At 72.4% G+C, this 25,543-nt stretch carries 36 protein-coding genes; 16 read left to right on the top strand and 20 right to left on the bottom strand.

The genetic code is table 11. From position 1 onward, the window contains the following. Positions 1-105: 105 nt before the first annotated feature. Positions 106-618 carry a hypothetical protein gene (locus VM685_RS20150; RefSeq protein ID WP_325461968.1) on the top strand — a complete coding sequence of 171 codons (513 nt, stop codon included), beginning with the start codon at positions 106-108 and terminating at the stop codon, positions 616-618. A gap of 60 nt (positions 619-678) precedes the next feature. Here VM685_RS20150 and VM685_RS20145 read toward each other — a convergent pair whose 3' ends face one another. Continuing rightward, complete coding sequence (locus VM685_RS20145; protein ID WP_325461967.1) at positions 679-909, bottom strand: hypothetical protein; 231 nt, start codon at positions 907-909, stop codon at positions 679-681. 125 nt (positions 910-1,034) lie between these two features. Between VM685_RS20145 and VM685_RS20140 the strand changes: the two genes are divergently transcribed. Beyond that, positions 1,035-2,324, top strand: a complete 1,290-nt coding sequence (locus VM685_RS20140) for a family 1 glycosylhydrolase (RefSeq protein WP_325461966.1) — start codon at positions 1,035-1,037, stop codon at positions 2,322-2,324. Here the strand turns inward: VM685_RS20140 and VM685_RS20135 are convergent. Next, the gene (locus VM685_RS20135) at positions 2,321-2,551 is read right to left on the bottom strand and encodes a hypothetical protein (protein ID WP_325461965.1); all 231 of its coding nucleotides are present in this window, start codon (positions 2,549-2,551) and stop codon (positions 2,321-2,323) included. The two genes, VM685_RS20140 and VM685_RS20135, sit on opposite strands and share 4 nt — an antisense overlap. Beyond that, complete coding sequence (locus tag VM685_RS20130) at positions 2,548-2,730, bottom strand: hypothetical protein (RefSeq protein WP_325461964.1); 183 nt, start codon at positions 2,728-2,730, stop codon at positions 2,548-2,550. Before VM685_RS20130 ends, VM685_RS20135 begins: the two co-directional genes overlap by 4 nt. Before the next feature lie 358 nt (positions 2,731-3,088). Here VM685_RS20130 and VM685_RS20125 point away from each other — a divergent pair, with 358 nt between their 5' ends. The 3 genes from VM685_RS20125 to VM685_RS20115 all read left to right on the top strand — a co-directional run bounded on the left by VM685_RS20125 (position 3,089) and on the right by VM685_RS20115 (position 4,095). Continuing rightward, complete coding sequence (locus tag VM685_RS20125; RefSeq protein ID WP_325461963.1) at positions 3,089-3,421, top strand: hypothetical protein; 333 nt, start codon at positions 3,089-3,091, stop codon at positions 3,419-3,421. 121 nt (positions 3,422-3,542) lie between these two features. After that, the gene (locus VM685_RS20120) at positions 3,543-3,836 is read left to right on the top strand and encodes a hypothetical protein (RefSeq protein WP_325461962.1); all 294 of its coding nucleotides are present in this window, start codon (positions 3,543-3,545) and stop codon (positions 3,834-3,836) included. 10 nt (positions 3,837-3,846) lie between these two features. Further along, complete coding sequence (locus tag VM685_RS20115) at positions 3,847-4,095, top strand: hypothetical protein (RefSeq protein ID WP_325461961.1); 249 nt, start codon at positions 3,847-3,849, stop codon at positions 4,093-4,095. A gap of 268 nt (positions 4,096-4,363) precedes the next feature. Here VM685_RS20115 and VM685_RS20110 read toward each other — a convergent pair whose 3' ends face one another. Further along, positions 4,364-4,906, bottom strand: a complete 543-nt coding sequence (locus VM685_RS20110) for a hypothetical protein (protein ID WP_325461960.1) — start codon at positions 4,904-4,906, stop codon at positions 4,364-4,366. Positions 4,907-5,042: 136 nt separating this feature from the next. Between VM685_RS20110 and VM685_RS20105 the strand changes: the two genes are divergently transcribed. From VM685_RS20105 to VM685_RS20090, 4 genes are all read left to right on the top strand, one after another. Beyond that, positions 5,043-5,639 carry a GbsR/MarR family transcriptional regulator gene (locus tag VM685_RS20105; protein WP_325461959.1) on the top strand — a complete coding sequence of 199 codons (597 nt, stop codon included), beginning with the start codon at positions 5,043-5,045 and terminating at the stop codon, positions 5,637-5,639. Positions 5,640-5,779: 140 nt separating this feature from the next. Further along, positions 5,780-6,679, top strand: a complete 900-nt coding sequence (locus tag VM685_RS20100; RefSeq protein ID WP_325461958.1) for an SRPBCC family protein — start codon at positions 5,780-5,782, stop codon at positions 6,677-6,679. A 51-nt stretch (positions 6,680-6,730) separates the two neighbouring features. Next, positions 6,731-7,015 carry a hypothetical protein gene (locus VM685_RS20095; RefSeq protein WP_325461957.1) on the top strand — a complete coding sequence of 95 codons (285 nt, stop codon included), beginning with the start codon at positions 6,731-6,733 and terminating at the stop codon, positions 7,013-7,015. Positions 7,016-7,205: 190 nt separating this feature from the next. Continuing rightward, on the top strand, positions 7,206-7,673 hold the full coding sequence (locus tag VM685_RS20090; RefSeq protein ID WP_325461956.1) for a hypothetical protein: 468 nt from the start codon (positions 7,206-7,208) through the stop codon (positions 7,671-7,673). Positions 7,674-7,860: 187 nt separating this feature from the next. Here the strand turns inward: VM685_RS20090 and VM685_RS20085 are convergent, their stop codons facing one another. The 10 genes from VM685_RS20085 to VM685_RS20040 all read right to left on the bottom strand — a co-directional run bounded on the left by VM685_RS20085 (position 7,861) and on the right by VM685_RS20040 (position 14,421). Then, positions 7,861-8,100: a DUF6894 family protein gene (locus VM685_RS20085; RefSeq protein ID WP_325461955.1), complete on the bottom strand. Its 240-nt coding sequence runs from the start codon at positions 8,098-8,100 to the stop codon at positions 7,861-7,863. A gap of 361 nt (positions 8,101-8,461) precedes the next feature. Beyond that, the gene (locus VM685_RS20080; RefSeq protein WP_325461954.1) at positions 8,462-9,085 is read right to left on the bottom strand and encodes a glutathione S-transferase family protein; all 624 of its coding nucleotides are present in this window, start codon (positions 9,083-9,085) and stop codon (positions 8,462-8,464) included. A gap of 61 nt (positions 9,086-9,146) precedes the next feature. Next, positions 9,147-10,148, bottom strand: a complete 1,002-nt coding sequence (locus VM685_RS20075; RefSeq protein WP_325461953.1) for a sensor histidine kinase — start codon at positions 10,146-10,148, stop codon at positions 9,147-9,149. Positions 10,149-10,294: 146 nt separating this feature from the next. Continuing rightward, positions 10,295-10,954, bottom strand: coding sequence for a glutathione S-transferase family protein (locus tag VM685_RS20070; protein ID WP_325461952.1), 660 nt, complete (start codon positions 10,952-10,954; stop codon positions 10,295-10,297). Further along, complete coding sequence (locus VM685_RS20065) at positions 10,951-11,457, bottom strand: SRPBCC domain-containing protein (RefSeq protein ID WP_325461951.1); 507 nt, start codon at positions 11,455-11,457, stop codon at positions 10,951-10,953. The genes VM685_RS20070 and VM685_RS20065 overlap by 4 nt, the downstream gene beginning before the upstream one ends. After that, a complete protein-coding gene (locus VM685_RS20060; RefSeq protein ID WP_325461950.1) occupies positions 11,441-11,794 on the bottom strand; it encodes a metalloregulator ArsR/SmtB family transcription factor in 354 nt (117 codons plus the stop codon). Before VM685_RS20060 ends, VM685_RS20065 begins: the two co-directional genes overlap by 17 nt. Before the next feature lie 161 nt (positions 11,795-11,955). Continuing rightward, complete coding sequence (locus VM685_RS20055; RefSeq protein ID WP_325461949.1) at positions 11,956-12,312, bottom strand: DUF2200 domain-containing protein; 357 nt, start codon at positions 12,310-12,312, stop codon at positions 11,956-11,958. 101 nt (positions 12,313-12,413) lie between these two features. After that, positions 12,414-12,575 (bottom strand): hypothetical protein, encoded by a 162-nt coding sequence (locus tag VM685_RS20050; protein ID WP_325461948.1) that lies wholly within the window; start codon positions 12,573-12,575, stop codon positions 12,414-12,416. 81 nt (positions 12,576-12,656) lie between these two features. Then, on the bottom strand, positions 12,657-13,796 hold the full coding sequence (locus VM685_RS20045; protein ID WP_325461947.1) for a zinc-binding dehydrogenase: 1,140 nt from the start codon (positions 13,794-13,796) through the stop codon (positions 12,657-12,659). Between the two features lie 118 nt (positions 13,797-13,914). Beyond that, positions 13,915-14,421 carry a hypothetical protein gene (locus VM685_RS20040; RefSeq protein WP_325461946.1) on the bottom strand — a complete coding sequence of 169 codons (507 nt, stop codon included), beginning with the start codon at positions 14,419-14,421 and terminating at the stop codon, positions 13,915-13,917. 122 nt (positions 14,422-14,543) lie between these two features. On the opposite strand from VM685_RS20040, the gene VM685_RS20035 reads away from it, so the two are divergent. Continuing rightward, on the top strand, positions 14,544-15,143 hold the full coding sequence (locus VM685_RS20035) for a hypothetical protein (RefSeq protein ID WP_325461945.1): 600 nt from the start codon (positions 14,544-14,546) through the stop codon (positions 15,141-15,143). On the opposite strand, the gene VM685_RS20030 is transcribed toward VM685_RS20035, so the two are convergent. Next, positions 15,140-15,766 (bottom strand): glutathione S-transferase family protein, encoded by a 627-nt coding sequence (locus VM685_RS20030; RefSeq protein WP_325461944.1) that lies wholly within the window; start codon positions 15,764-15,766, stop codon positions 15,140-15,142. The genes VM685_RS20035 and VM685_RS20030 overlap by 4 nt on opposite strands. A 222-nt stretch (positions 15,767-15,988) precedes the next feature. Between VM685_RS20030 and VM685_RS20025 the strand changes: the two genes are divergently transcribed. Then, positions 15,989-16,330: a hypothetical protein gene (locus tag VM685_RS20025; RefSeq protein ID WP_325461943.1), complete on the top strand. Its 342-nt coding sequence runs from the start codon at positions 15,989-15,991 to the stop codon at positions 16,328-16,330. 90 nt (positions 16,331-16,420) lie between these two features. Then, positions 16,421-17,038, top strand: a complete 618-nt coding sequence (locus tag VM685_RS20020; RefSeq protein WP_325461942.1) for a DUF938 domain-containing protein — start codon at positions 16,421-16,423, stop codon at positions 17,036-17,038. 87 nt (positions 17,039-17,125) lie between these two features. Here the strand turns inward: VM685_RS20020 and VM685_RS20015 are convergent, their stop codons facing one another. Together VM685_RS20015 and VM685_RS20010 are read right to left on the bottom strand one after the other, a co-directional pair. Then, a complete protein-coding gene (locus VM685_RS20015) occupies positions 17,126-17,677 on the bottom strand; it encodes a demethoxyubiquinone hydroxylase family protein (RefSeq protein WP_325461941.1) in 552 nt (183 codons plus the stop codon). 334 nt (positions 17,678-18,011) lie between these two features. Beyond that, positions 18,012-18,533, bottom strand: coding sequence for a hypothetical protein (locus VM685_RS20010; protein ID WP_325461940.1), 522 nt, complete (start codon positions 18,531-18,533; stop codon positions 18,012-18,014). A 210-nt stretch (positions 18,534-18,743) separates the two neighbouring features. On the opposite strand from VM685_RS20010, the gene VM685_RS20005 reads away from it, so the two are divergent. From VM685_RS20005 to VM685_RS19990, 4 genes are all read left to right on the top strand, one after another. After that, entirely contained in the window at positions 18,744-19,352 is a 609-nt protein-coding gene (locus VM685_RS20005; protein WP_325461939.1) for a hypothetical protein, read from the top strand. A 455-nt stretch (positions 19,353-19,807) separates the two neighbouring features. Next, positions 19,808-21,190 (top strand): hypothetical protein, encoded by a 1,383-nt coding sequence (locus VM685_RS20000; RefSeq protein WP_325461938.1) that lies wholly within the window; start codon positions 19,808-19,810, stop codon positions 21,188-21,190. Between the two features lie 10 nt (positions 21,191-21,200). Next, positions 21,201-22,271, top strand: coding sequence for an energy transducer TonB (locus tag VM685_RS19995; RefSeq protein ID WP_325461937.1), 1,071 nt, complete (start codon positions 21,201-21,203; stop codon positions 22,269-22,271). Between the two features lie 65 nt (positions 22,272-22,336). Beyond that, positions 22,337-23,011, top strand: coding sequence for a hypothetical protein (locus VM685_RS19990; RefSeq protein WP_325461936.1), 675 nt, complete (start codon positions 22,337-22,339; stop codon positions 23,009-23,011). Here VM685_RS19990 and VM685_RS19985 read toward each other — a convergent pair. Genes VM685_RS19985 through VM685_RS19975 form a run of 3 tightly spaced genes read right to left on the bottom strand, consistent with a single transcriptional unit; the run spans position 23,008 to position 25,504 of the window. Next, on the bottom strand, positions 23,008-23,763 hold the full coding sequence (locus VM685_RS19985; RefSeq protein WP_325462052.1) for an ABC transporter permease: 756 nt from the start codon (positions 23,761-23,763) through the stop codon (positions 23,008-23,010). The genes VM685_RS19990 and VM685_RS19985 overlap by 4 nt on opposite strands. A gap of 8 nt (positions 23,764-23,771) precedes the next feature. Beyond that, positions 23,772-24,512: an ABC transporter ATP-binding protein gene (locus VM685_RS19980; protein ID WP_325461935.1), complete on the bottom strand. Its 741-nt coding sequence runs from the start codon at positions 24,510-24,512 to the stop codon at positions 23,772-23,774. Continuing rightward, positions 24,509-25,504: an ABC transporter substrate-binding protein gene (locus tag VM685_RS19975; RefSeq protein WP_325461934.1), complete on the bottom strand. Its 996-nt coding sequence runs from the start codon at positions 25,502-25,504 to the stop codon at positions 24,509-24,511. The genes VM685_RS19980 and VM685_RS19975 overlap by 4 nt, the downstream gene beginning before the upstream one ends. Positions 25,505-25,543 lie beyond the last annotated feature (39 nt).

Below are 25,543 nucleotides of genomic sequence, written 5' to 3'. Positions count from 1 at the left end.
AGCCTGTTGGCGCGGGGGCCCGCCCCGCTCACCTAGCCTTCAGGGCCCGGGCCCCTCTGGCGGCCGGCCGGCCGCGATGTCGGGCCAAGCAGAACGGAGGAAGCTATGAACAATCAGAACATGGCCTTCGGCCTCAGCGGGGCGGTGATGCTGGCGATGAGCCTGGTCGCCCTCTGGGTCTGGCCGAAGTTCGTCGGGCTCGACATCCACCCGATCTACGGCTGGGCCGAGGCGAAGTCCGGGGTGGGCTGGCTGGAGCCCGGCGCCCGCTACGCGGTGGGGATCGTGGCCGGCGTCCTGGCCCTGCTGCTGCTCGTCAAGCGCACGCGCCTGGCGGCCGCGGTCGGCGCGCTGGTGCTGTCGACGGCCTTCATCGTCGCCCACCTGACGCCGTGGCTCGGGATCAACATCCCGGACTACACCCCGCTGATGGAGGCGCTCGCCGCCGGCCGCACCGCCGCCGAGATCGAGGCCCTGGGGCTCAAGGGCGACCGCGGCGCCCACTTCGCCGTGGCCCTGGTCAACGCCGGCCTCGCCGTCCTGGTGATCGCCGCCGAGCTGGGCTCCACGGTCCGCCGCCGGCGGGACTACACCCCGATGGAGCTCGCCGGCGCCTGACCGCGCCGGCCGACCGCCGCGCTCGCCGCCGCCCGCTCCGCGCGGGCGGCGGTTGTCGCCTCAGCCGGACCGCGCCGCCGCCTGCGGCGTCCAGGTGGGCAGGCCGCCGCACCAGTCCCAGGTCCCCAGCGGGGTCACGGCCTCGCCCCGGCCCCGGGCCACGGCGATCCGCGGCTGCTCGGCCGACAGCAGGTGCCGCACCTCGGCGATCAGCGCCTCTTCGTCGCTATAGTCCGTCAGGCGCGCCTGCTGGCGCCCGTCCGGGCCGGTGACCAGGAGCGTGTACGTCATATCGGGACCAACGACCCGGCCGCGCCGATTCATCCCCCGGGGGCCGTTTTCGACCTTGGCCCTCGGAGCCAGAACCGGCCCCGCGCGCTAGCCACGGACGCCCCCGACCCACGCAGGACCGCGGCATGTTCAACTTCGCCTTCGCCACCGGGATCGAGAACAGCGCCCCCACCATCGACAACGGCGCCAAGCGCGTGGACGAGCTCGAGAAGTGCGGCTTCTACGTCCACTGGCGCACCGACTTCGCCCTGGTGAAGGACCTGGGCCTGGACTTCCTCCGCTTCGGGCCGCCGATCCACCGCACCTGGACCGGCCCGGACCGCTACGACTGGGAGTTCGCCGACCTCACCTTCGGCCAGCTTCGGGCCCAGAACACCGTCCCCATCGTCGACCTCTGCCACTTCGGCGTTCCCGACTGGCTCGGCGACTTCCAGAACCCCGACTTCCCGGCCCTGTTCGCCGGCTACGCCCGCGCCTTCGCCGCCCGCTATCCGTGGGTCCAGCTCTACACGCCGGTGAACGAGATGTTCGTCTGCGCCAGCTTCTCCGCCCGGCTGGGCTGGTGGAACGAGCAGCTGAAGGACGAGCGGGCCTTCGTCGCCGCGCTCAAGCACCTGGTCCAGGCCAACATCCTGGCCATGGAGGCCATCCTCGAGGTGCGGCCCGACGCCCTGTTCATCCAGAGCGAGTCCTCCGAGTACTTCCACCCGGAAACCCCCGCCGCCACCGTCTGGACCGACCGCTACAACGCCGAGCGCTTCCTCTCGCTCGACCTGAACTACGGCCGCTCGGTGGACGCCCAGACCTACGCCTATCTCCTCGAGCACGGCATGAAGCCGGAGGAGTACGCCTTCTTCATGCGCCGCGCCCTGCGCAACCACTGCATCATGGGCAACGACTACTACGCCACCAACGAGCACTGGGTGGCCGAGGACGGGACCGTCACCACGGCCGGCGAGGTGTTCGGCTACAGCGAGATCACCCGCGAGTACTTCGAGCGCTACCGCCTGCCGGTGATGCACACCGAGACCAACATCCGCATGGAGGCCGAGGAGGCGGCCGCGGTGCACTGGCTGAAGAAGCAGTGGGCCAACGTGCTGCGCGTGCGCCGCGCCGGCATCCCGGTGCTGGGCTTCACCTGGTACTCGCTCACCGACCAGGTGGACTGGGATTCCGCCCTGACCCTCGACCGCGGGCAGGTGAACCGCCTCGGCCTGTTCGACCTCGACCGCCGGCCGCGGCAGGTCGGCCACGCCTTCCGCCAGCTGGTGGGCGACTGGAAGGCGGTGCTGGCCCGCCAGAGCGCCTGCCTCACCCTGCCGGTGATCATGCCCGACGAGGCCGACAGCCCGGCGGTGGAGGCCCAGGGGCGGCGGGCCCGCGAGGTCCGCCTCGCCGCCGCGGCGCGGAGCTAGGCGGCCTCCAGCGGCCGCAGCTGGCCCCAGCGGTCCTGCACCAGGACCGTCACCTCGGCGCGGTTGCGGCGCGCCTGCCCGGCCAGCCGCAGGGCCGCCTCCTCGGCGTCCACCCGGTACTGGAACCGCCGCCAGCCGCCGTTCGGGCCGAAGACGCGCCAGCCGTCCCGGTGCCGCAGCACGGCCAGGGTGAGGCCGGCGTCGGTGTCGTCGGGCCGCGCGCTCATCGGGCCTCGGCGCAGACCAGGCGCTCGTTGTCGTGCAGTTCGTAGGCCTGGTGATAGGCGCTGGCGTGCAGCTCGCGCTGCGCCAGGGCCCGCGCCCGGTCGGCGTCGGCGGCCAGGATGAACGACAGGGTCGGCACGGAATAGCGGCTGTCCGTGAGCAGGCAGGTAAATGTACGCATGACGCTCTCTCCCACGGCCAGAATACCCCGCCGCCGGACCCCCAAAATTCAAGTGGGTTAAGGGGGTTGGGCGTTTTTCGCGCGGACCGGGGGAAGCGGCCGCCGCCTGCCGCCCGGGCAGCATTTCATCCTGCGGTCTGCCCGCCGCGCGCCACCGGACGCCGCCTGATTTGAACGCGCGGAACCCAAGGTGAGGCTTGGCGGTTGTCCTGCTGCGCCGGGTGGGTCAGCCCCGGCGCAGCTGGACGTCTGAAGTCCGCGCGCCGGGCCCTCGCCCGGGTCGCGAGGCCGGAGCCCTCCGGATCCCGTCGAACCGGGGGGCGCCGGCCGGCGCAGGCGCCGAACCCAAGGAGCCCGAATGACCTCGTTCCCCACCCTCAAGGCCCCCCTCCTCAAGGTCACGGTCGCGGCCGCCGCCCTGGTCGGCCTCGCCGCCTGCCAGCAGCGCCAGGAGGAGGCCACGACCCCGCCCGCCGCCGACGTCAACGTCACCACCCCGGCCCCGGTCAATGTCACCCCGCCGGCGGTGAACCCGCCCGACGTGAACATCAATCCCCCCGACGTGAACATCAAACCGCCCGAGGTGAACGTGCCGGGCCCGCCGTCGTCCACCACCACCACGACGCGCGAGTCCACGGTGACCGTGCCCGGCGTCGGCTCGAGCACGACGACCACCGTCGAGAAGAAGTAGCCCGTCCTGCGCCGGGGCCTTCGGGTCCCGGCGCAGGCCCGACCGCCCTCCGTCCGCGGACGGCCGGGCCATTGACTCGCGCGCCGTCTCTGGGAGATTTCGCGCTCCCAGGAGGCGTCCCTTGTTCCATCGACCCGTCCGGCTGGCCCATGGCGGCAATGACGGCGACGGCGACGGCGAGGCCGGCGGCGGCGGCTTCGGCGGCCTGCCCTTCACCATCGAGGGCGACGACCTGCCCTACAAGGTGGAGCTCTGGGATCCCGACGGCGCCCTCGACCGGGTGATCGCCATCGCCGCCGACGCCACCATCGGCTTCGCCGCCTACTACGCCGCCGCCCGGGAGAACCCGGGGCGCGACGTCACCATCACCCACAAGGGCCGCGTGCTCGCCAGGTGGGCCCGGCGCTCGCACTGAGGCCGGCGGCATGAACAAGGCCCCCGACCGCCCCCAGCCGCCCGCGCTTCGGCCCGTCGAGGACGAGGCCGCCGCCGACCTGTCCTACATCGTCGAGACCAGCCCCGCCGCCGATCCCGAGGCCCTCACCGTGCTCGCCCGCCTGCACAGCCTCGCCGTCGCCGAGGCCACCTGGCAAGCCGCCGCCGACGAACGCCGCGGCGCCCGCGTGGTCCTCCGCCAGGGCGCCCGCATCCTCCGCCGCGGCGGCCCCGCCTGACCGGGGCGGGGGAGGGCGGCCACGCCGGGCCTGCAGCCATCTTCGTGACATCAGGCTCGGCCAACGGTCGGGTCGCCTTGACGCCCTGTTCCCCGCCGCGCAGCTGCAGAAGCGGTAGGTCTCGCCATCCTCAATCCGCCGGGAACCAGCGCTCGCGGCATGACGGCGCCCGCGCCCCCTCCCGCCCTTAAGTCCATGGTGGATCGCGAGCGTGCCGGTCCAGGCGTGTCAAGGACGCGCCTCCGGCGCGCCGCCCCGCGGCCGGTCCTCACGGACCGGTCCTTGAGACGCCTGGCCCGGCAGGCAGAATGCTGGCCATGGCTTCAGGGGCGCGGTCCGCGCGACGCAGCGTGGCGGGAGAGGTCCGCCACGTCGGAAGCGGACGCTGGCTCATCGGCTGAAAGCGTAGGTTCGGGAGCGTCAACCGGCCCTTCCGGATCGTGGGCGGGTCTAAACTCGCCACATCGACAACATCGTCTGACCCGGCGATCTGCCAGTGCCGTAGCGCCTCTCCTTCGTGAGTCCACGTCGCTTCAGCGACCCAGGCTAGGAAGCGGCTGGCAGTCAGCTCCTTGTACGGGCCTCCCAGGCCCCCTTTGTCGATGTTGGCGAAGCTCTCATTGCGCACGGCGTAGGCGTGCACCAAGTCCCACGCGAACTGGAACTGCTCAGAGTGTTGTTGGTCATCGCGAACGGTGATGATGAGGCCACCCCCCACCGGCTCTATGGCCATCACACTCAGCCATCGCCAGTTGGTTCGTAGGTCCGCCTCTAGCGCATCTTGCTCGCCGCTCCCGTAGACCTTCGCCATCGATCGAGCAGAGGATGATCGCGACCGCAGGTCAATGTCGGAGACGGGTCGGTAGCGGACCCTCGGAATGCCAGCTTGTGTGCTCGTCACGCACCAGAGCTTGACAGCCAATTCAGTTGCGTCGATAATTTCTGTCATGACAGAAATTTCGGACAGCGCCCGCAGGCTTCCGCCAGCTGTTGAGCAAACGGTCCTGCGCTGGGGCGATCTCGGCGGCCAGTGGGGAGTCAATCGCTCGGTGGCGCAGATCCAGGCGCTCCTTTTCCTCAGCGATTCCCCGCTAACTGCGGAGGACATCGCCGAGACGCTTGGACTGGCCCGTTCCAACGTCTCGAACAGCCTTAAAGAACTTCTGGCCTGGAAGTTGATCTACCGGATCCCGGTGCGGGGCGATCGCCGTGACCACTATCAGGCTGAGACTGACCTCTGGCAGATGGCTACCAAGGTCGCGCAGGGGCGGAAGGCGCGCGAAATCGACCCCCTGGTCGCCGCCATCAATGACGCCGTCGCGAACATCGATGCCAAAGACTCCGGTGTCAGCCCTGAGGTGAAGGCACGGCTAAAGCGGATGCACGCCTTCGTCGGCACGGTCGATAGTTGGTACCAGCAGATGCTGGACGTGCCGCCCGATACCCTCATGCGGCTGATCAAGATGGGCTCGAAGGTCGTGGGTCTACTCAGATTTGTCGGGCGCAAGGATCAGGAAGGCGGCTCACGCCAACAATCGTCCTGAAATCTCTGAACACAAGAATGCCGCCGGAGTGAGCTGTGAAGCGAGCCTTGAAGTTCCCGGATGCTCTCCGTCGCCGACCACTCCGTAGTGTCGCCTCCGGTTTCGCTCTCGCCAGCGTTATAGCGCTCAGTGCCTACTTCTTGCTGTCGGCGTCGCGCGCAGGCTCAGCGTGGTTCGCCAGCATCTGGTTTCTAGCCCTCCTGCCGGCGCTGCTCAGCGCGCTGATCTGCTACATCGGCGACCCTGATCGCACTCGCTCGGAAGTGTTCTACTGGTGGGTGCCCGTGATCCTCTGCGGCCTCGTCAGCGCCGCCTCCATATTCTTCCTGCGCGAAGGGGTCATCTGCCTCATCATGCTCGCCCCGATCTGGATGGGAAGCGGGTGGGTCGGCGCGTTCATTATGCGCTCACAGCGCAATCGCCGCGGCAGATCAGTTCAATCCAGTTTCCTGATCATTCCGCTCGTAGCGGCGATGGTGGAGGCCCAGCTGCCGACCCCGCACGAGACCGTGGTGCTTACCCGCAGCATAGTCGTTCATGCCTCGCCCGAAGATATCTGGCCCTACGCTGTCTCAAGCCGCGGGATCGGGCCGGACGAAGGGCGCTGGACGATCACGCACAACTTGATCGGCATGCCGAGGCCAAGGCAGTCAGTTGTCGACAAGCTAGGCGTCGGCGGGGTTCGGACGGCCTACTGGGGTGACCACGTCAATTTCGAAGAACGCATCGTGGAATGGGTGCCGGGCCGCAAGCTGGGTTGGCGGTTCAACTTCACGAACAGCAGCGTGCAGGACTACACGGATCGGCATATCTCGCCGGATGGCGAGTTCCTGAAGGTGGATTCTGGGGATTACACCTTGCGGCGGATCGCGGACGGGAAGACCGAGCTCACGCTGACCACCCGCTACATCGCAAAGACCCGCGTCAACCCGTACGCAAAGCTATGGGGCGAGCTGATGATGGGCGATGTGCAGGACAATGTGCTCACCGTCATCAAGGATCGTGCAGAACGAACGGCCGCATCTCGTCGTCGCGCTTAGGTCCGCTTCCGACCCTTTGCGGACCTTAGCGGTCCAACCATCCTGATCTCCATGACCAACTCTCTTCGCCAGCAGCTGCGGCTCTACCTTAGCGAGGGTGTCTCCTCCTATCCCAAGCGGAACCCGCACGCGGTCTTGGAGGTGTTCGGTCCCGACGCGTTGCGGCGGGTCGAGCGCCTTTCAGAGGAGATTGGCGGTCTTGAGCCTGACTGGACCGTCCATGACCTCGTGTCGGCAACCCACTGGGCGGTCCACGAGATGAGGCGTCGTCATCCGGACCTAGACGATCAGGGGGCGAGCGTTTTGGGCTGGGCTTTCAGCTTCTGGAACAAGTGACCAAACGCCCTCAATCCAGCCTAAGCCGTCATCGAGAACGTCCGCTCGTCGGCATGGCGGCGACGTCGCCGGGAAACGCCCCGGCGCCCTTTTCGTCCTGCGCCAGGGCGACCGCATCCTGCGCCGCAGCGGCCCCCCCTGACCGCACGGAGCCATCTTCCAGCCATCTCGGGCGGCCAAAGGGTGGGCGATGCGCATCCGGATCACCGCCCTTGCCCTCGCCCTTTGCCTCGCGCCGGGCCTCGCCCTTGCTGAGCCGAGCGCCGTCGACGTCAGGGCGCGGTACTGTCTGGACGTCCTCGACCTCCACGACGGCCTGGCCCGCAACGCCCGGCCGTCCGCCGAGGCCGACGCCCTGCTCGGCTCCACGCGAAGCCAGAGGCGCGAGGCGAGGCGGCGGATCGAGCGCTACCTCGCCTCGCGGCGCCTGGGCCCCGCCGACGCCGAGGCGCTGAAGCGCGCCCGGTCGGAGGACCTCGCCGCCGACCTGACGGACCTGATCTTCGTCACGCCGGACCCAGGGTGCCGGGCCTCCACCGCGGGCCATTGCCGAATTGAGGCGTGGATGCAGGCCGACCCCCGCAGGCGCCATGCCCAGTGCTCCACCGACCTGTCGTGGCTGCCCGAGGCGCCCGGCCGCCGCCAGCGGACGCGCTGAGCCTCGCCTGCGGGCCCAGGCTCCGCGACAGGGCAAATGCCGGCGCCGCACCTACGGGCAGGTCCGCGCGACGCGGGCGTGGCGGGAAGGGGCTGGCGCGGGTCGCGAGCGGACGTTGGCTCGGGTTACCGAGCAGACCTCCGGAACCGCAGCCAAGGGTGGGTCGCGGGCCCCGGCGGCCCAAGGTCTAGGTCGGCCGCAGGACGAGCGCCTCGAACGTCAGGCGTGCGACCAGCACCGGGCCCGCGTCGTCGCGCACCTCCACGGCAAGTTCCCGCTTCAGGCTTCCAGGAACGACATCCCGCGCCAGCTCGGTCAGGGCCCTCGCCGCCTCGACCTTGACGGCCTCCAGGTCCGGAAACGTCAGCCCCATGTCATCTTCGATGAAGACGTCGCCGTCGCGGGTGTCGAAGAAGTACAGCGGCATCCGGCCAACTCCGGGCGGTGGGCGGGAGCGCGCGGTCTCTCAGCCGCCGCAGCCCAGGAAACGCGGCGATGGCGCGCATTCTGGCGGCGCGCGGGCATGCCGACAACGACCCAAGCGACCGGCGACGCGCTGCGTTCCCGGATTTGCCCCGCCGCCCGCGCCGCCGATCCCACGGAGCGCCAGGCCTGCGGGAAGATCGCCCAAGGCTGGCGCGGGCTCGAAGCCGGCGCCAGGAAGCCCAAGCAGGGCTCGGCAAGCGGGGCGAGCGGCCGTCGCGTCTTCTGCGGCGACTGCGGGGAGCTCTCGACGGCCCAAGCGCTTCCACCATTCGCGCGGTCGCCGGGCTGATGCGGCGCCCGCCTCAGCCCGCCGCCGCGAAGTGCGCCATCTGCTCGGCGTGGGCCTTGCGGAACGCCGGCCGATCCGTAATCCGCGCCACATAGGCCTCGCTCGCCGGACGGTCGCCGAAGGCGCGCACCTTGGGCACGCGCAGCACGTCGGCCATCAGCAGGTCGGCGACCGTGAAGCGGCCGGCGGCCAGCCAGTCCCGTTCGGCCAGCACCCGTTCCACATGGTCGAGGCGCTGGGTCATCCACCCGGTCAGCCCGTTGTCCGGATCGCCGCAGATGTTCAGGAACCACCACGGCACGGTGACCATCTCGATCGAGTTCAGCGCCGCGATGACCCACTGCAGGGTCTCGGCCTCGCCGGCCGGATCGGGCGGCATCAGCCGCTCGCTCTTGCGCGCCAGGTGCAGCAGCCCCGCGCCGCTTTCGAAGATCTCCAGCGCCCCGTCGTTCAGGAACGGGACCTGGCCGAACGGCTGGCGCGCCAGGTGGTTGGTCTCGCGGCCCTCGAATGGGACCGTGCGGACGGCGTAGGCCAGCCCGGCCTCCTCGCACGCCCATCTCAGCCTCAGGTCGCGCACGAAGCCCCGGGGGCCCTCGGGGACCCGGTCGTAGGTCCAGATGGTCAGGTCGCTCATGGCGGAGGCCTTTCCTCTCTCATCGCGGATCCGGCCCGCGAACCTGGTCGCGGAGCCCGTGTCAGGCGGCGAGCCGGTCCTTCCGCATGTGCAGGGTCACCACCAGGCCGCTCGGCTGCCAGTCGTAGTCGATCGACCCGCCCAGCTGGTCGGAGATGCTGCGGCGGACCAGGGTGCTGCCGAAGCCGGCCATCTGCGGCGGCTCGGCGATCTCCGGCCCGCCGGTCTCCGCCCAGATCACGACCACGTCGCGCTCGTCGCTGGTGCTGGACACGTCCAGGGTGCCCGCTCCGGTGGACAGCGCGCCGTGCTTGAGGGAGTTGGTGGCCAGCTCGTGGACCACCAGGGCCAGCGTCCGGGCCGAGGTCTCGCCGACCCCCATCCGCGGCACGGCCACCCGGATGCGCCCGGCGAAGGCGGCGTGGTCGTCGTAGGGGGCGAGCAGCACGGAGAAGATGTCGCCCAGCAGGGCGGCCGTGCCCTGGTGGCCCGGCAGCGGGCGGACCAGGTCGTGCGCGCGCCCGAGCGCGGTGAGCCGGCCGACCAGCTCCGTCGCCATGCTCTCCATGCTGCCGGCGGTGCGCGAGGTGATGTGGGTCAGGGCGGTGGCCACGGTCAGCAGGTTTTTCACCCGGTGGCTCATCTCGCCGGCCAGCAGCTCGTTGCCTTCCTCGGCCTGCTTGCGGCCGGTGACGTCCAGGAAGATGCCGAACATCAGGCGGTCGACGATGCCCGCGTCGGCCCCCTGGCCGCGCGCCGAGATCCAGCGCACCTCGTGGCCCAGCACGATCCGGAAATCGATCTCGTAGGGCTCGGCGACCGACCGCGTGGCGAGGAACGCCGCCCGGACCCGGTCCCGGTCGGCCGGATGGATGTGCGCCGAGAGGGTCTCGAAGGCGACTTCCTCCGTCCAGGGAAGGCCCCACAGCTCGAAGGCCCGCTCGTCCATGGTGAAGCGGTTGCTGTCGACGTTCCAGGACCACAGGGCGACGGACGCCGCGTCGATCGCCAGCCGCAGATGCTCGGGCCGCCAGACGTCCGCGGGCTTGGTGTGTACGGACAACGGCGTGCTCCTCCACCGGCGGCGCCGGGTGAGCGGCACTAAGCGCGCCGGGCCCGGTCCGCGCAAGGGAGGTGGCTGAAACAACTGGGCTTTGGCCGCGACGGCGACGGGTGCGGCGGAGCCGGCCGGCCCCGCCGCGCGCTTCGTCACGCCGGCTCCAGCGCCGGCTCGTGGGCCGCGAAGGTCGCCAGCTGGTCGGCCAGCGCCGTCTTGAACGCCGGCCGGGCCTCGCAGCGGGCGAGGTAGGGGCCCAGCACCGGGTCGGCGGTGACGATGTCGGTGTGGCGCAGCAGGCGCAGCACCGTGGCCATCATCAGGTCGCCGATGGTGAACCGGTCCTCCAGCCACTCGCGGCCGTTCAGCCGCCGGGCCAGGGACGCCAGCTTCATGCGGGTGAACGCCTCCTGGCCGGGCCGGCGCAGCTTCGCCCACTCCTCGTCCTGGTAGAAGATGTCGATCAGCACCAGGTTCTGCACGTGCGGCTCGATCGAGTTCAGCGCCGCGATGGTCCACTGGATGGCCTTGGCCCGCCCGGCGGGGTCCTTCGGCGCCAGGGCCTCGGACCGCTCGGCCAGGTGGATCAGGATGGCGCCGCTCTCGAACAGGGTCAGGCCGTCCTCCTCGAACACCGGCACCTGGCCCCAGGGCTGCACGGCGCGGTAGGCGGGGGTGTCGCCGTCGCCTTCGCCGAGCAGCCGGGCCTCGTAGGGCAGGCCGGCCTCCTCCAGCGCCCAGCGGACGCGCAGGTCCCGGACCAGGCCCTGGGCGAAGGGCGGGACCCACTTGAATGCGGTGGTGGTGATCATGAGGGGGCTCCTTGCGATCTGGCCTCGGCATAGGCCTGCTGGCGGTCGATGAGGGTGCTCCAGCCGGTGACGTGGCTGTCGCGGCGCTCGACGCTGGTGAACGGGGTCTGGTGGAAGGTCTGGATGGTCTGGCCGTGGGCCTCGGCGAAGGTCACCGTCACCAGGGTCTCGACCCCGCCGGCCGGGCCCTCGTCCCAGACGAAGGTGAAGGCGATCCGCCGGTCGCGGTCGATCTCGCGATAGACGCCGCCCTGCCAGTTCTCGCCGTAGGTCTCGGAGACGAAGCAGGCCCGCCAGGCCCCGCCCTCGCGGAAGTCGTGGCTGAAGTGGGTGCAGCGGCAGCCCTTCGGGGCCCACCAGTTCGCCCGGTGGACCGGGTCCTCCCACAGCCGGAAGATCAGGCCGCGCGGGGCGTCGAAGGCCCGCACGATCAGCAGTTCGTCGTCCCTCAGCGGCATGCCCGGATCGACCGGCGCCCCGCGGACCTCAGTTCTTGCGTCCATTGGGATCTCCCTTGGTGAGCGTCGCCAGGTAGGCGTCCATCTTGTCGAAGCTGCCCTCCCAGAACCGGCGGTAGGCGGCCAGCCAGTGGTCCAGGTCCTTCAGCGGTCCCGCCTCCAGCCGGGCCGGCCGCCACTGGGCCTCGCGGCCCCGCGAGATCAGCCCGGCCTGCTCCAGCACCTTCAGGTGCCGCGACACCGCGGGCAGGCTGATCTCGAACGGCTCGGCCAGCTCGTTCACCGTCGCCTCGCCCTGCGCCAGCCGGGCCAGGATCGCCCTGCGGGTGGGATCGGCCAGCGCCGACAGGGTCGCGCTCAGGGGGTCGGCTTGCGCCTGCATTCGGATGCCTGGTGTTCCTCGACCTAATTTAACAAACCGTTTAATTAGCGCAATGGTTAAATGCGCCCGACGGCGAAATCCCGCCGCCTGTCGGGGGTCCCCAGGCGCGTTCGTCCTTCAGCTGGGATGCCCAACGCCTGCCCAGGCCGGCGGCTGACCGCTCAGGCCCGCAGGATCTTCGCCATCGCCTTGCCCCTGGCGAGCTCGTCGATCAGCTTGTCGAGGTAGCGGATCTCCCGCATCAGCGGATCGGCCACCTCCTCCACGCGCACGCCGCAGACCACGCCGCGGATCTCGGTCCGGGCGGGATTGAGCGGCGCCGCGCCGAAGAAGGTCTCGAAGTCGGTCTTCGCCGCCAGGTGCGCGTCGAGCTCGTCCTGGCTGAAGCCGGTGAGCCAGCGGATGATCTCGTCCACTTCGGCCTTGGTGCGCCCCTTCTTCTCCGCCTTGGCGACGTAGAGCGGGTAGACGCTGGCGAAGCTGGTCGTGAAGATCCGGTGCCTGGTCGTGGTCGTCACCGTCTGGCTCCCCTCAGGCTGGAGGCGCGCAGAGGCTAGCACGCCGCCGCCCGCTTGCGCACGGGCCGGCGCGCCAGGGGCGGGGCGTCCTTGGCCGGCCGCTAGAACAGGCCGGCCCGCTGGGCGATGACGATCGCCGCGATGATCAGGATCAGCGCCTGGATGATCGTCCCGAAGGGCGAGGGCAGGGGCAGCTTCTGCACGGCCCAGGCGATCAGGGCGGCGACGACGATGACGATGAGGGCGAAGACGAGTATGGACATGGCGTTCCTTCAGCGGCCCGGCCGCGGTCCCTGCCATAGCGTGCAACAAGCTGCAGCGTTCCCGCGGCCCGCCCCGCCCGCTCACAGCCCCTTGTTCGGCGCCACCAGGTATTTCTCGCCGGTGTGCTTGGCGGCGTAGGCCGCGACGTTCGCCGGCTGCAGCGCCTCGGCCAGCGACAGCTCGCCGGTGTAGTGGCTGGCGAAGGTGGTCTTCAGCTCCGCCGCCACCCGCTCGCGCAGCGCCTGGGCCCGCGCCGGCCCCGCCTTCACCAGGAACGGCGTCAGCAGGAAGCCGGAGAGGCTCCAGGAGAAGCCGAAGTTGCGGTTGAACTCGGTGGGCCCGGTGTCCAGTCCGCCGTAGATGTAGACCTGCTTGAAGGTGTCCGAGCCGTAGCGGCTGTAGACCGGCATCTTCCGCACCGCGGCCGCCTCCATGCAGCTCAGGATCTGGCCGGCCAGCCGCCCGCCGCCGATCGCGTCGAAGGCGATCGTCGCCCCCGTCGCCTCCAGGGCCGCGGTCAGGTCGGCGAGGAAGCCCTCGGCGCTGGAATCCACCACGTGCTTGGCCCCGAGCCCGCGCAGCAGCTCGGCCTGCTGCGGCTTGCGCACGATGTTGACCAGCTCAACCCCGTCCTTGAGGCAGATCCGGTTCAGCATCTGGCCGAGGTTCGACGCCGCGGCCGTATGCACCAGCGCCGTGTGGCCCTCGTTGCGCATGGTCTCCACCATGGCCAGCGCCGTCAGCGGATTGACGAAGCACGACGCCCCCTCCGCCGCCGTCGCCCCCTCCGGCAGCAGCAGGACCTCGGCCGCCGGGGCGGTGATGTACTGGGCGTACATGGCCCGGCCGAACACCGCCACGGTGCGCCCGATAAGATGCCGCGCGTTCTCGCCCGCGGCGATCACCACGCCGGCCCCCTCGTTGCCGGCCGCCAGCGACTGGTCCAGCCGCCCGCGCACCGCCGGCAGGAACCGCTCGGGCACCCGCGCGGTCAGCACCGGCCGCTCGGCCGAGCCGCCCAGGCTGGCGCCCGACAGGTCGGCCGGCCCGAACAGCAGGCCCAGGTCCGACGGATTGATCGGCGCCGCCTCGATCCGCACCAGCACCTCGTCCGGCCCCGGCGGCGTCACCGGCTGGTCGACCAGCGAGAGCTGCAGCTCGCCCGACGCGGTGATCAGGGTCCGCAGGGAAAGGCCGGTTTGCGGGATCTCGGTGGTCATGCTCGGGCGTCCTCGAAGGTGGGCGGTGGGTCGGCCGGCGGCGCGCGCCGGCTCGCGGACCCGCAGGTGAGGGCGCCCGCCGCCGCCTGTCCACCCGCCGGCGCCGGCGGGCCGCGCCCTACCGCCCGCCGCCGCACCGCGCCGCGAACGCCGCCGCGACGTCCCGCGGCGCTCCGGGCAGGGTCAGCTGGCGGGCCCCGTACGAGACCCCCACCTCGCGCCCTTCGGCCAGCCCCTCCACGAACCCCGGCTGCGGCTGGCCCGTGGCGCGCAGGCCCTGGTCCGGCCCCGCCATGGAGACCACGAACACCGCCAGCTCCGTCCCGGCCCCGAGCGTCAGCCGGTCCTCGCTGCCGATCCGCGCGATCCCGGGGACGGCGGCCTGCAGCTCCCGCCGGTCCGGACGGCAGCCCACCCGAAGCACCTCCCGGCCGCCGGCGTCCGCGTGGACCAGCGCCGCCCCGCCCGCCGCCGGGGTCTCCAGGCTCCACCGCGGCTCCGCCACGGCGACCGGCGCGGCCGCCTTCGGCTCCGGCGTCTCCGGAGTCGCCGGCGCCTGCGCGGCCGGCCCGCACGCCGCCAGCACCAGCCCCGCCAGGGCCGCCACGCATCTGCCTGCCCGCATCGTCACGCCTCCGGCCCGCGCCGCCATGCTCGTCCTATACACCCGAAGCCTCCCGCCGCCCTCTTCCCGCCCCAGGGCCGGCCCTAGGCTCGCAGCCCGACCCGCTTCCGGAGGAGACGAGCTTGCGGCCCACGCCCACCCCCCGCCGGCCCCGGCGTACACCCGCGGCGGGCCTCGCCCCGACCGCTGCCGCCGTCCTGCTCTGCGCCTGCTCCGGCTCCGGCGGCGTCGACGCCGCCCGCGCGCCGGCCGCCCCGGCCGCCGTCCCCGCGTCCCGCCCGCCGGACCCCGCCCCGGCGCCGCCCGCCCCGGCGCAGGCTCCCGAGGGCGCCACGGTCGGCGGCGACGGCTCGCCCATCGCGCTTTCGCCCCTGTCGCCGGCCGAGATCGAGGCGGCCCGGCTGCCCGGCGAGCTGGGGTGCAGCTTCCAGGCCTCCGCGGGCGGCCCGCTCCTCGTCGCCATGGGGAACGTCGCCTCGCGCGAGCCCGCCCTCGGCGTGGTCAAGGTCGGCAGCTACGTGGAGCGCGTCGCCGCCCCCGGCGGCTTCGACGCCATGCTGGAGGGCGCGTCCTTCTCGGGCGCGGGCAAGACCGTCCGCATCGCGCTCACCGGTCCTGCGATCGGCGGCGGCGAGTCCCCGCCACGCCCCGCCACCCTGACCTACGACCGCGCCGACGGCGCCCGGCGCACCTTCGCCGGCCGCTGGTCCTGCGGCCCCTAGGCCGGGAGCCCCTCGTGCGAGCGCTCGAAGGCGCGCCTGTAGGCGTCCCGGGCCGTCGTGCGGGCGAGGTAGGCCTGTTCGGCGTCGCCCAGGACGAACCCGGCGTGGTTCGCGCCCAGCCGCAGCGCGTAGCTGACCGAGATGTCGGCGGCGGTGAACCGGTCGCCCGCCATGTAGGCCGCGCGGTCGAGCTGCCGCCGCACGAGCAGCAGCCGGCGCTCGACGCACTCGCGCGCCCAGCGGGCGCCCCAGTTGTCCCGCTCCGCCTCCGGCGCGATGAAGCCGCTGACCAGCGGGACCATGATCAGGGTCGCCAGGCCCGCTTCGCCCATGTGGAGGAACTGCTGGTAGGCGGGGAAGGCCGGATCGTCGGGCGCCGGCTGCAGCGGCGTGGGGCCGTGGCGGCCCATCAGGTACTCCAGGATCGCCACGGACTCGACCATGGTGACGTCTCCGTCCTGGATCGCGGGCAGGAAGTCGCCCGGATTGACGGCGAGCCAGGCGGCATCCTTTTCGTCGGAGAGCATGTCCACCTGCCGCACGCGGTAGGGCAGGCCCATCTCCTCCAGCAGCCAGACGACCCGCAGCGACCTCGACGTCTGCCCGCCCCACACCGTGATCATCGTCCCGCTCCTCCATGCGATCCTGGTTTCAAGACGCGCCGCGCCCGGACCCTCCGACATTGCCCGGACGGCGCCGTCTGCCGCCAGCCTTTCCCGACGGGCGTGAACGTCCGCGTCCTGCGGCCGAAGCCCCGACGTCCCCACGTGGCCCTAGGCTGACCTCCCGCGGCCGTTTCCGTGTATCCTGCGGGCGTGGTGCAGGATCGTGCCGGGCCGGGCTGGATGGCGGACGCGCGTCGCGCCGCGCAGGGGTTGCGGGCGACCACGGCCCGGACCCGCGGCGCCTCCCACTCCGTGTACGTGATCCTGCTGCACGACAGCCGCCGCGCCGAGCCCTGGGGGCTCTACGTCGGCCAGACCGCGCGCGATCCCGACTGGCGCTTCGACCAGCACAAGCTCGGCTACAAGGCGAGCGGGGCGGCGCGCCGCTTCGGGGTCCGCCTGCTGCCGGAGTTGGTCGATCACCTCAATCCCATGCGCCGATGGGAGGCCGTCGAGCTGGAAGCCGCGCTTGCCGAGCAGTTCCGACGCGCCGGGATCCCGTGGGTCGAGGGCGGCCACTGACGCCGGCCGGGCGCCGGCCCAGCGACGCCTCGCGGCACGCCCGGGCGTCCGCGCCTGGCGCCGGCCCGCCGGAGCCCTCAGACTGTCGCCATGTCCGATCCGCCGCCCCCCGCCGCGCGCACGTCCCCCTCCACCGCCCGGAACCGCGATCCCATCCTGCAGGTCCTGCGGACCCGCCTGCCGGCGGGCGGCCTGGTGCTGGAGGTCGCGGCGGGCGCGGGCGAGCACGCGGTCCACGTCGCCGCGGCCCTGCCCACCCTGCAATGGCGGCCGACCGACGCCGATCCCGACGCCCTGGCGAGCATCGCCGCCTGGCGCGAGCACGCCGGCCTGGACAACCTCCTGCCCCCGCTGGCGCTGGACGCCTCCCAGCCGGACACCTGGCCCGTGGACCGCGCCGACGCCGTCGTCGCCATCAACATGGTCCACATCTCGCCGTGGGCGGCCACGGCCGGCCTGATGGCGGGCGCCGCGCGCGTGCTGCCCCCGGGCGGCGGCCTGTTCCTGTACGGCCCGTTCATCGAGAGCGACGCGCCGACGGCCCCCAGCAACCTCGCCTTCGACGAGAGCCTGAGACGCCGCAACCCCGACTGGGGGCTTCGCCGCCTGGACGATCTGGCCGCCCTGGCCGCCGCCCACGGCCTCGCCCTCTCCGAGCGCCGCCCCATGCCCGCGAACAACCTGGTGCTCGTCTTCCGCAAGACCTAGCCGCCGGGCGCCCCCCGCAAGATCCGGCTTCCGGAGAGGCGCCGAAGTCCGCTCCCGACCCATGGCAGACGTCGAACTAGCGCGGGACTAACGCCCGATCCGCCGCGCCATCCGCGAGGATGCACCGTAGGTGGACATCCAGATCAGAAGTTCGGTCGCTTTAGAGACGAACGCGTCGAGCACCTTCCCGCCCCGAGACCCTCGCCGCTCTCGTGCTCCTTCCAGGTGTGCAAGCTCTTCTACCTGGATGGCCGCTATCGCCTCTGAGACTTCCGGGTCGCGGTCAGCGAGCCACGCAAGCTGAGCTTGCAGATGGGCGTGCACCGTCCGTTCGACAGCCTCGGTGCAGACAAGGATCGCTGATCTGCCCAAGCCTGCGGTCGCCAAGCCAAGAAGCCAACCACCGACGCCCCAAAGTGCGAGCGCGCCGCAGGGCCTGATCCCGCGCTGCTTCATCAGAGCCGCGAACTCATCTTTGTGGCCGCGCTCATCCAGCAGCGCCTGATCCAGGAAGGTCAGCAAGTCTGGCGACCGCCAGCGAGCGAGGTAGCGTTGGCCGGTGTAGATGCGGATAGCGCCGCACTCTCCAGCGTGATTGACGCGAAGGATGTCGGCGAGGATTCGATCTACTGCGCGCACGTGTGCAGGTCACCACACAGCAGAGACGCGAGCCATCGCAATGTCTGCTCCCCACCCTCAGCCGCCGCCGGAAACGCCCGCTCGTCGGCACGACGGCGGCCTCGCCCCTCCCGCCCTTGAGTCCATGGTAGATCGCGAGCCTGCCGGGCCAGGCGTGTCAGGGACGCGCCCCCGGCGCGCCGCCCCGCGGCGAGCGCTGCGCGCTCGTCCTTGAAACGCCTGACCCGGCAGGCAGAATGTTGGCCATGGGCTCAAGGGACAGGTGTGCGAACCGCGCCTCACGGTGCGGGCGACCTTCCTCCGCCCTCGCGCCTGGGCGAGCCATGGGCCCCGGTCAGATCTTCTCTCTCGCCGGCACGAAGAGCTGCAGGACGACGACGCCTCTCAACTGCGTCACCACCAGCATCGTCACGTCGCCGCTGAACGGGTCGGCGGCGAGCTGCTCGGGCGAAAGCGGTTCGCGGCGACCTTCGAGGTCCCGCCAGAGATAGCCGATTGCGTTCTTCTGGAACGCGAGGCCCCGCTGGGCCGGCGTCGCGGCGAAGCGCTCGACGTCCCGCGCCACCGCCGCCATGTCCACGGACGGGCCGGCCACGATCGAGCAGGTATCCGCAGGCATTTCCCGGCGGGGAACCATCCAGCTCGTCCGGGCCACGACCACCGCCAGCTTGCCGTGAAGGTCCCGCGCAGCCCGTCCCGCGGCGCCGGTGGTGACTTCGCCCGGTTCGCTCGGCTTGGTGAGGATCCTGACGAGTCTCGGAGGCGCTGCGGACCAGCCGAGAGCTTCAGCCTTGGCCAGCGCCGCCGCCGGCTCCGCCCTGGTGGCGAGGCACAGGTCGCCGAAGAGATCGAACACGGACGCGGCCTGGGCGCGGGTCCCCACGAGCGAGAGCGCCGCCGCCGCGAGCGCCGCAACAGGCCTTCCCGACATCAACGCCCCCGCTGACCACCCAAGTCGCACAACTAACCATGATCCTGGCCGCAGATGCAGTCCTCGATCCAGTCCCGCGAAATCTCCCCCACTCAAAATTTGCCTTCCAGGGACTTCCATGTTCCCGTTACGTTCATGTCCGCGCCGCCGCCCATCCCCGCGATCGCCGAAGACCGCCACGGCCGCATCCTGGCGGAGCTGGCCGGGCTGAGCCTGGAACTCGCGCGCGACCTGCAGGCCCGGGCTCTGGCCGCTGAGTCCGCCGAGGACGCCGCCAAACTCGCCGCCGCCTTCCACCGCACCGCGCGCTGCGTGCGCCAGTGCCTGGCCCTGGAGGCGAAGCTGGTCCACGACCTGGCCCGCGAGGCCCGGGTCGCGGCCGAGGCGCGCCTGAAGCGCGACCACCAGCGCCGCCACGCCGACGCCTGCCGCCTCGGCCCCGCCCGTCCCGAGCGCGAGCGGGAGACCCTCCACGACCCCCTCGACGCCTTCGAGGCCTTCGACGACGACCTCGACGAGCTCCTGGTCCCGCCTGAGCTCCGCCGCGCGCCCGCAGACACACCGCTCATCCCGGCGACCCCGGACCCGATCCGGGGCGGGACCCAGGCCGCGCCAGGAGACACCCACCGCGTCCCGACCCGCCCCTCAGCCTGGGCCGCGTCGTCCGCCGGGGTGAGCGGAGGCGGGGACAGCCAGCCCCTCACGCCCACCGCCGCGCCGCCGCCGCAACCCAACTCCAGCTAGCAAAACCCCGCTCATCCCGGCGAAAGCCCGGACCCAAGCCGAGCCCGCCGGCGCGCTGACGCGCAGGATGGAACCACGGAAGACACGGACCACACGGAAGGCGGGCCCCCTCACAGGCCGTGCCGAGGTCACCCTGCGCGCCTCCGGCGCGTGATCTCACGTCCCCCCACACCGCCCGGCTCGCACGTTCAGCGCCGCGCCGATCCGTGTGATCCGTGTAATCCGTGGTTCCTTCCTTCCTTCTCATCACGCGCCACCCGCCAGACGCCGCGAGACCACCCCGTGCGCGGAACACATCAACAACATGCGCCTTTACTTGTGGATGGCAGGCTTTCGTTAACCATAACCAAGACGTTAATGACTTGTTAAACCCTTCGGCTCCGGCTTTGCTGACCTCCGTCAGGGCGCAGACGTCGCGTTTCATCGCGGGACGCCCGGTCCGCTGGAGGGGCGCGATGTTCGAGTTGGGACGGGAGCTGAAGCGGCTGTTCGGGGCCGAGGCCGCCCACCTGCCGCAGGATGGCTTCACCGGCGGCGACCCCGCCCTGCTGGAGCTCCTCGACCTCAAGCTGCTGCGCCAGGAGGGCAAGGCCGCCGACGTGGCCGCCGGCCGCGTGGGCGCCAAGAACCCCGGCCAGCGCCGTCTGGAGGCCGCCGCCGTCTGGCGCGAGGTCGCCCGCCGCACCGGCGACGCCGCCGCCCTGCGCAAGGCGGCCGCCACCGCCGAGCTGGCGGCCGTGGCTTTCGAGGGCCGCCGCAAGGGCGAGCCCTGGGCCCGCGCCCGGGCCGAGCAGGGCTTCTGCGCGCTCACCGGCGCCGAGCTGTTCGGCGACCCCGGCCTCGACGCCGCCGCCGAGGTGGCCTTCCGCGAGGCCCGCGCCGTCGCCCGCGGCGGCCTCGCCGCGCCGCTCGCCGACCTCGGCCTCGCCGCCGTCCAGGGCCGCCAGCTCATGGGCCGGGGCGACGCCTCCGACGCCCACCTGATCGCCGCCGCCTTTTCGGGCCCGATCGCCGCGCTGGACGCCCAGACCCGCCGGGTGGTCGCCGCCCGCGCGCTCGCCGCCGAGGCCCGCCTCACCCGCGCCGACCTGATGTGCGGCTGGGGCGTGCGGCTGAAGGACGAGGTGCTGCTGAAGATGGCCGTGGACGACGCCTCGGCCGCCGCCCGCCGCCTCGACCCGGCCTACGAGCCGCTCACCTGGGCCCGCGCAGAGGCCCTGCGCGGCCAGGCGCTGACGCTCTGGGGCGAGGCGCTGGGCGACCTCGACGCCATCTCGGCCGGCGCGACCGCGCTCGCCTCCGCGCTGGACGAACTCACCCGCGACCACAGCCCGCTCGACTGGGCCCGCGCCCAGCTGGCGCTCGCCCAGACCCTGCAGACGCTCGGCGAGGCCTGCGCCGACGAGCGCGCCTTCGAGCAGGCGGTCACCTGCTACGACCGGGCGAACCTGGTGCTGAAGGACGCCGTCGCCCTGCCCCTGCGCGGGCTCGCCGCCGGCTCCCGCGCCGTCTGCCTGGCCCGCTCGGCGGAGCTCACCGGCGACCTCGCCGTGCTCGACGCCGCCGAGGCCGCCATGAAGATCGAGCTCGCCGCGGCCCGCCCGGGCAAGGACCCGGTCGGCTGGGCGCTCGCCCAGCTCAACCTGGCCCGGCTCTACGAGGCGCGCCTCGACATCACCGGCAAGGACCGCGGCCAGCGCGCCGCCGCCATCATCGCGCTCGACGCCGCGCTCGAGGTGTTCGGCGAGCACGGCCTGCGCTCGCTCGCCGTCGCCGCCCAGGACGCGCTGGACCGGGTCCGCGCCGGGGCCGCCCGCAACCCGCGCACCGCGGTGTAGCGGAGGCCGCGTGCGCCGTCCGGTCCTCGCCCTCCTGGCGATCCTCGCGGCGGCGCCGGTCCTGGCGGCGCAGGCGCCAGGCCCCAAGGCCCCGGCCGCCGACGGTCCGCCGGACACCGAGCCGGACTGGCGCCGCCGCCCGACCCCCGAGATGCTCCGCGCCGTCTGGCCGACCGAGGCGTGGAAGCGCGGCCAGGGCGGCAAGGCGATCATCGCCTGCAAGGTCTCGATCCAGGGCGTGCTGTTCGACTGCAAGGTGGACGAGGAGACCCCAAAGGGCTCGGGCTTCGGCGTCGCCGCCCTCAGCATGACCCCACAGCTCCTGATGAAGCCGGCCACGAAGGACGGCAAGCCGGTGATCGGCGACGTCCGCATCCCGTTGAACTTCGTCATGCCCGGCGGGCCGGCGGCGGGGGGCAACCCGACGTTCGGGACGCGCCCGGTCGTCCCGGTGGGTCAGGCCTGGCCCCAGGCGCCCAGCTACCAGGACGTGGTCGCCGCCTATCCGGAGAAGGCCCGCGCGGCCCGGGTCGGCGGGGTGGCCACCCTGCAGTGCGACGTGCGCGAGCAGGAGTTCCGCCGCTGCCAGGTGATCCGCGAGGAGCCGAAGGGCCATGGCTTCGCCGCCGCCGCCCGCAGCCTCGTGGGCAAGTTCCGCACCCAGGCCACCGGCGCCGACGGCAAGCCGGTCAACGCCACCATCCAGATCCCCTTCGCCTTCTCGCCCGACATGCTGGACGCCTCCCGCCCGCCGGTGATCGGCAAGCCGACCTGGGCGAAGCTGCCGACCGCCGAGGCGCTCAGGACCGCCTTCCCCGCCGAGACCGCCGGCGGGACCGTCCGCGTCCGCCTGTCCTGCAACGTGGAGCAGGGCGGCTCGGTCTCCGGCTGCGAGGTCGTGAGCGAGGAGCCGGCCGGCCGCGGCTATGGCGCCGCGGCCCTGAAGATCGCCTCCGAATTCATGCTCGACACCTGGACCGTGGAGGGCTTCCCCACCGTCGGCGGCACGGTGCAGATCCCGATCCGCTTCGAGCTCGGCCCGCCGAAGCCCGCGACGCCGCCGCCGGCCGCAAAGAAGTGACCGTTCGTCGTCGCGGCTTCTCAAGCGTGGCCGTCGGGTGCAAGCTCGCCCGCGGAGGAGAGCTCATGCGCTTCGAAATCTTCGCCGCCGCCGGCGCGGCCGTCCTGATGGCCGCCGGCGCCGCCCAGGCCCAGCCCGCCGTCAGCTGGGCCAGGACGCCCACCCCGGCCGACGTCGCCGCCGCCTATCCCGAGCGCGCCCGGGCCGAAGGCGTGGGCGGGGTGGTGCTGCTGACCTGCACGCTCAACATGTCGCTGACCCCGCGCGACTGCGCCACCCTGCGCGAGACGCCGTCCGGCTACGGCTTCGCCACCGCCGCCCGCAAGGTCGCCGCCGGGCTCGCCGCCGCGCCCGGGACCGGGCTCCACAAGGGCGTCGAGGTGGAGGTCCCGGTGACCTTCGCGCCCGAGCTGGCCGCCGCCGGCCCGCTGGTGATCCGCAACCCGGCCTGGGCGTCGATTCCCACGCCCCAGGACTTCCAGGCCACCTTCCCGCAGACCCAGAACGGCGTGAACAGCGTCCGCGTCGCCCTGATCTGCACCGCCCAGCCGGGCGGCGCCCTGGCCGACTGCGCCGTGGACCGCGAGGAGCCCGCCGGCCAGGGCTACGGCCAGGCCGCCCTGGCCCTCGCGCCGAAGTTCCGGGTCGCCGCCTGGTCCACCGACGGCCAGCCGACCTATGGCCAGAAGGTCCGTGTGCCGATCCGCTACGAGCTGACCCAGGTGCAGGCCGCCCGCTAGCGGCCGCGCCACCACTTGAGGCCCGCCCGCTCGGCGGCCTCCAGCGCGGCGTGCAGCACCGCGCCCAGCACGCCCAGCACCACCAGGGCGGCGAACATCCGGGCGGTCTGCAGCCGGTTGCCGGCCTCCAGGATCCGCCAGGCCAGCCCCTGGGCTCCGCCCGAGCCGGCCACGAACTCGGCGACCACGGCCCCGATGACCGCCAGGCCCGCCGCCACCTTGTGGCCCTCCAGCAGGTAGGGCACGGCCGAGGGCAGCCTGAGCCGCGCCAGCCGCTGGACCCGGCCCGCGCCATAGAGGTCGAACAGCCGCTCCAGGTCCGGATCGGCCGCCTTCAGCCCGGTGACCGCGCCCGAGAAGATCGGGAAGAAGGCCACCACCGCCGCCAGCGCCACGATCGCCCGCGTGGGATGGTCGATCCCGGCCCAGATCAGCACCAGGGGCGCGATCGCCACCACCGGCGTCACCTGCAGCACCACCGCCAGCGGCCTGACCGCCCGCTCCACGACCGGCGACAGCGCCACCGCCAGCGCCACCGCCTGGGCCACCACGCTGGCCGCGACCAGCGCCATCAGCGCCATCCGCAGCGTCGCCCAGGCCGAGGCGAGCAGCGCCGGCCAGTCGCTCGCCAGCGCCTGGCCGATCGCCGACGGCGTCGGCAGGAAGTAGGCCGGAACCTCCAGCGCCCGGCACGCCACCTCCCAGCCGGCCAGCAGCACGGCCACCAAGGCGACCGGCGCGATCACGCCCATGAGCCGCCTCACGCCGCCATCCCCTGGGCCAGCAGGCCCGAGACCGCCTCGACGGTGTCGCGGAACGCCGCCGTGGTCCGGAACCCGGCCGGCCGGGGCAGGGGACCGGCCACCGCCGCCTCGCCCGCCGTTCGCCCGGGTCCTCGGGTCATCACCACGACGCGGCTGGCCATGTAGACCGCCTCCTCGACGTTGTGGGTCACGAAGACGATGGCCGGCCTCGACTGCGCCCACAGGCCCAGCACGTCGTCGGCCAGCGCCCGTCGGGTGATCTCGTCCAGCGCCGCGAACGGCTCGTCGAGCAGGAGAAGCTTCGGCTCCGTCGCCAGCGCCCGGGCCAGCGACACCCGCATCGCCATGCCGCCCGAGAGCTGCGCCGGCCGGGCCGCTTCGGCTCCGGAGAGCCCCACCCGCGCCAGCGCCGCGTCGGCCCGGGCCCGCGCCTCGCCCTTGCCGACACCCGCCAGCTCCAGCGGCAGGGCCGCGTTGGCCCGCGCCGAGAGCCACGGCGCCAGCGTCGGCGCCTGGAACACCACTGAGGTCTCGCCTCGGCCTGGCGTGCGCCGCACCTCGCCCCGGCTCGGCGCCTCCAGCCCGGCCAGCAGCCGCAGCGCCGTGGATTTGCCGCAGCCCGACGGCCCGACCAGGGCGACGATCTCGCCTGCGCCGATCGCCAGGCTGAACGGCCCCAGCGCCCGCCCGCGCGCGGCGTAGTCGACCTCCACCTCGCTGAGCGCGGCGACGCTCACTTCGGCGCGAACTGCAGGGTGTAGGCGGCCCGGTAGTCCAGGGTCTTCGGATAGACGCCCTGGGCGCTCGCCATGTCGAAGAAGGTCTTCCACCGCGCGTCGGTCATGGCCCCGATCGGCGCGCCCTCGGCGCCCTCCACGATGCGGTAGCTCTTCAGCTTGGCCCGGGCCTGGTCGAGGACGTCCTGGGTCATCTCCGGATTGTCCTTGCGGATCAGGGCGTCGGCCGCCGAGGCGTCGCCGTTCAGATAGTCGGCCCAGCCCTTCGCCGAGGCCTCCACGAAGGCCTGCACGGCCGCCGGATTCTTCGCGATCAGGCTGTCGGGCGCCAGCACCATGGTGGCGTAGCCCGGGTAGCCCTCGTCGGCGAGCAGGAAGACCTGCGGCTTCATCCCCGACGCCTTCTCGATCGTGTAGGGCTCCGAGGTCACATAGCCCTGCTGCGCCACCCGCTTGTCGGCCAGGAACGGGGCGGAGTTGAAGGTGTACTTGCGCACCTGGTCGTCGGTGAACCCGTATTTCGCCTTGAGCCAGACCCAGAAGGCGGTGACCGAGGCGTCGGACAGCAGGATCGGCCGGCCCTTCAGGTCGGCCAGCGACCCGATCCCCGGGTCGGGGTGGGCGATCAGGACCTGCGGATCCTTCTGCATGAAGGCCGCCACCGCCTTCACCGGCACGCCCTCCTGGGCGAGGTTCATGACGATGAAGCTGTTGGAGCCCATGCCGAGCTCCACCGCGCCCGAGGCCAGCAGCTGGGGCACGTTCACGCCCGGGCCGCCCTGGACGATCTGCACGTCGAGGCCGCGCCTGGCGTACTCGCCGGAGGCCAGCGCCTGGTAGAAGCCGCCGTGCTCGGCCTGGGCCCGCCAGTCGGTGGCGAAGCGGATCACCGTGCGCTGCGGCTGGCCGGAGGCGGCCTCCTCCTTCTTGGCCGGCGAACAGGCGGCGACCAGCGCGGCGAAGGCGACGGCGAGCAGGCGCAAGGCTTTCATGGACACCCCCGGATCAGGCCGGGAAACCTAGCTCAAGGG

It is taken from the genome of Phenylobacterium sp., from assembly GCF_035539035.1.
GTDB lineage: Bacteria > Pseudomonadota > Alphaproteobacteria > Caulobacterales > Caulobacteraceae > Phenylobacterium.
Note: the sequence above shows the minus strand (reverse complement) of the source record. Positions and strands in the feature narration are given on the sequence as shown.

Coding starts and splice junctions, on each gene's coding strand:
- VM685_RS20085 (WP_325461955.1), bottom strand. CDS start 8,100: ATGCCGCTGTACTTCTTCGACACCCGCGACGGCGACGTCTTCATCGAA.
- VM685_RS20105 (WP_325461959.1), top strand. CDS start 5,043: ATGACAGAAATTTCGGACAGCGCCCGCAGGCTTCCGCCAGCTGTTGAG.
- VM685_RS20065 (WP_325461951.1), bottom strand. CDS start 11,457: ATGGACGCAAGAACTGAGGTCCGCGGGGCGCCGGTCGATCCGGGCATG.
- VM685_RS20020 (WP_325461942.1), top strand. CDS start 16,421: ATGTCCGATCCGCCGCCCCCCGCCGCGCGCACGTCCCCCTCCACCGCC.
- VM685_RS20045 (WP_325461947.1), bottom strand. CDS start 13,796: ATGACCACCGAGATCCCGCAAACCGGCCTTTCCCTGCGGACCCTGATC.
- VM685_RS20125 (WP_325461963.1), top strand. CDS start 3,089: ATGACCTCGTTCCCCACCCTCAAGGCCCCCCTCCTCAAGGTCACGGTC.
- VM685_RS20145 (WP_325461967.1), bottom strand. CDS start 909: ATGACGTACACGCTCCTGGTCACCGGCCCGGACGGGCGCCAGCAGGCG.
- VM685_RS19990 (WP_325461936.1), top strand. CDS start 22,337: ATGCGCTTCGAAATCTTCGCCGCCGCCGGCGCGGCCGTCCTGATGGCC.
- VM685_RS20135 (WP_325461965.1), bottom strand. CDS start 2,551: ATGAGCGCGCGGCCCGACGACACCGACGCCGGCCTCACCCTGGCCGTG.
- VM685_RS20130 (WP_325461964.1), bottom strand. CDS start 2,730: ATGCGTACATTTACCTGCCTGCTCACGGACAGCCGCTATTCCGTGCCG.
- VM685_RS20090 (WP_325461956.1), top strand. CDS start 7,206: ATGCGCATCCGGATCACCGCCCTTGCCCTCGCCCTTTGCCTCGCGCCG.
- VM685_RS20050 (WP_325461948.1), bottom strand. CDS start 12,575: ATGTCCATACTCGTCTTCGCCCTCATCGTCATCGTCGTCGCCGCCCTG.
- VM685_RS20000 (WP_325461938.1), top strand. CDS start 19,808: ATGTTCGAGTTGGGACGGGAGCTGAAGCGGCTGTTCGGGGCCGAGGCC.
- VM685_RS20095 (WP_325461957.1), top strand. CDS start 6,731: ATGACCAACTCTCTTCGCCAGCAGCTGCGGCTCTACCTTAGCGAGGGT.
- VM685_RS20115 (WP_325461961.1), top strand. CDS start 3,847: ATGAACAAGGCCCCCGACCGCCCCCAGCCGCCCGCGCTTCGGCCCGTC.
- VM685_RS20070 (WP_325461952.1), bottom strand. CDS start 10,954: ATGATCACCACCACCGCATTCAAGTGGGTCCCGCCCTTCGCCCAGGGC.
- VM685_RS19975 (WP_325461934.1), bottom strand. CDS start 25,504: ATGAAAGCCTTGCGCCTGCTCGCCGTCGCCTTCGCCGCGCTGGTCGCC.
- VM685_RS20025 (WP_325461943.1), top strand. CDS start 15,989: ATGGCGGACGCGCGTCGCGCCGCGCAGGGGTTGCGGGCGACCACGGCC.
- VM685_RS20080 (WP_325461954.1), bottom strand. CDS start 9,085: ATGAGCGACCTGACCATCTGGACCTACGACCGGGTCCCCGAGGGCCCC.
- VM685_RS20030 (WP_325461944.1), bottom strand. CDS start 15,766: ATGATCACGGTGTGGGGCGGGCAGACGTCGAGGTCGCTGCGGGTCGTC.
- VM685_RS20040 (WP_325461946.1), bottom strand. CDS start 14,421: ATGCGGGCAGGCAGATGCGTGGCGGCCCTGGCGGGGCTGGTGCTGGCG.
- VM685_RS20110 (WP_325461960.1), bottom strand. CDS start 4,906: ATGGCGAAGGTCTACGGGAGCGGCGAGCAAGATGCGCTAGAGGCGGAC.
- VM685_RS20150 (WP_325461968.1), top strand. CDS start 106: ATGAACAATCAGAACATGGCCTTCGGCCTCAGCGGGGCGGTGATGCTG.
- VM685_RS20060 (WP_325461950.1), bottom strand. CDS start 11,794: ATGCAGGCGCAAGCCGACCCCCTGAGCGCGACCCTGTCGGCGCTGGCC.
- VM685_RS20140 (WP_325461966.1), top strand. CDS start 1,035: ATGTTCAACTTCGCCTTCGCCACCGGGATCGAGAACAGCGCCCCCACC.
- VM685_RS20005 (WP_325461939.1), top strand. CDS start 18,744: ATGTCCGCGCCGCCGCCCATCCCCGCGATCGCCGAAGACCGCCACGGC.
- VM685_RS19985 (WP_325462052.1), bottom strand. CDS start 23,763: ATGGGCGTGATCGCGCCGGTCGCCTTGGTGGCCGTGCTGCTGGCCGGC.